The following is a 1654-nucleotide window of genomic DNA, read 5'->3' as shown; positions in this document are numbered from 1 at the left end:
CAGGCGGCACTGACCCAGCTGCACGGCGAGGTGCTGGACGGCATCCGCGGCGGCCGCACCCTCCCCGACATCCTGGCGGAGGCCAGCCTCCCGGCCGTGCTCCGCGAGCACCCCACCGCGGTCGTGCCCTACCTGGTGATCCGCGACCACTTCACCGAGCGGCTCCACCACCAGCGCACCGGTTACTGGCAGCCAGACCTCCTCGGACTCGAGCCGGCGACCGGCGCCGAGCAGGCGGCCGCGCTCGACCTGCTCGCCGCAGGCAGGGAAGAGCCGTTCGCCGCCGCCGCTGCCACCCTCATCGGCCAGGGCGATCACGCCCTCGCCCTGCAGATCATCCAGCCGGGCCTGCTGCGCCACCCCGCCAGTACCACGCTGGCCGGGCTGCGTCGCACCGCGCTGTATCGCCTCATGGAGCAGTACCAGCAGTTCGACCCGTTCAAGTTCCTCATCTATGCCGAGCTCGCCGACGCCGAGATCGGCCCCGTCGAGTAGCAGCCCGGCGCATGCTGGCGCCCGCTACCCGAAAGGATCCTCATGAACACCCCGATCCGAACCAAAGCACACCACAGCGCGACCGCTCCTCGTCAGCTGAACGAGACAGCGAGCAAGCAAGCGGTGGAGATCGAGCATCTCCGCAAGACGTACGGAACGCTGGTCGCGGTCGACGACGTCTCGTTCTCGGTCGCCGAAGGCGAGATCTTCGGCATCCTCGGCCCGAACGGAGCGGGCAAGACCACCACGGTCGAGTGTGCGATCGGCCTCCGCACGCCGGACTCGGGAACAATCCGGCTGATGGGCCTGGACCCGCAGGCCGACCGGGACAAGGTCCACGAGATCGTCGGGGTGCAACTCCAGGAGAGCTCCTTTCCGGCCAAGCTCAGGGTCGGCGAAATCCTGGACATGTACCGGTCCTTCTACCGCGAGCCCGCTGACGTCACCGAGCTGATCGAGGTGCTCGGGCTGGAAAGCAAGCGCAAGGACTACTACCGGTCCCTGTCCGGCGGCCAGCGACAGCGCCTGTCCGTCGTGCTGGCCCTCATCGGCCAGCCGAAGATCGCGGTGCTCGACGAGATGACGACCGGGCTCGACCCGCAGGCCCGCCGGGACACCTGGGACCTCATCGAGCGCGTGCGCGCCCGCGGGGTGACGATCGTGCTGGTGACGCACTTCATGGAGGAGGCCGAACGGCTCTGCGACCGCGTCGCGCTCATCGACTCCGGGCACGTCGTCGCGCTCGACACCCCGGCGGGCCTCACCGCACGAGCCTCAGGCGGGAAACAGGTGCGGTTCCTGCCGTCGGGTCCCTTCGATGACGGGCTGCTGACAGCGCTTCCTGAAGTGACGGCCATCCACCGCGACGGCCATCACCTCGTCGTCACCGGGACCGGTGAGCTCGCCAACGCAGTGATCATCGCCCTATACACAGTCGGCGTGACCGCGCTTGACGTGCAGCTCGACGCATCAACCCTGGAAGACGCCTTCGTCCGGCTGACCGGAAAGCACTTGCACGAGGAGGGAGAACAGTCATGAGCCTGAGCGTGCTCGCCCAGTCGGGAGTGCCACGCGCTGCCTTCGGCAAGATCGTCCGCAACGAGGCCCGGCTCGCTTGGCGGCAGCCCAGCGGGCTGATCGCCGGCGTCGGTATCTCCCT

General features: G+C 68.6%; 2 protein-coding genes. Both read left to right on the top strand.

Annotation, left to right across the window (positions count from 1 at the left end; all coding sequences use genetic code 11):
- On the top strand, positions 1-495 hold a 495-nt coding region (locus WA805_RS02045; protein WP_425241513.1), incomplete at its 5' end, for a hypothetical protein.
- A 42-nt stretch (positions 496-537) separates the two neighbouring features.
- Complete coding sequence (locus WA805_RS02040) at positions 538-1533, top strand: ABC transporter ATP-binding protein (protein ID WP_422290012.1); 996 nt, start codon at positions 538-540, stop codon at positions 1531-1533.
- Positions 1534-1654 lie beyond the last annotated feature (121 nt).

Origin of the sequence: Trebonia sp., assembly GCF_049794275.1 — a bacterium.
Taxonomy (GTDB): Bacteria; Actinomycetota; Actinomycetes; order Streptosporangiales; family Streptosporangiaceae; genus Trebonia.
This window is presented reverse-complemented; position numbering and strand designations above follow the sequence as displayed.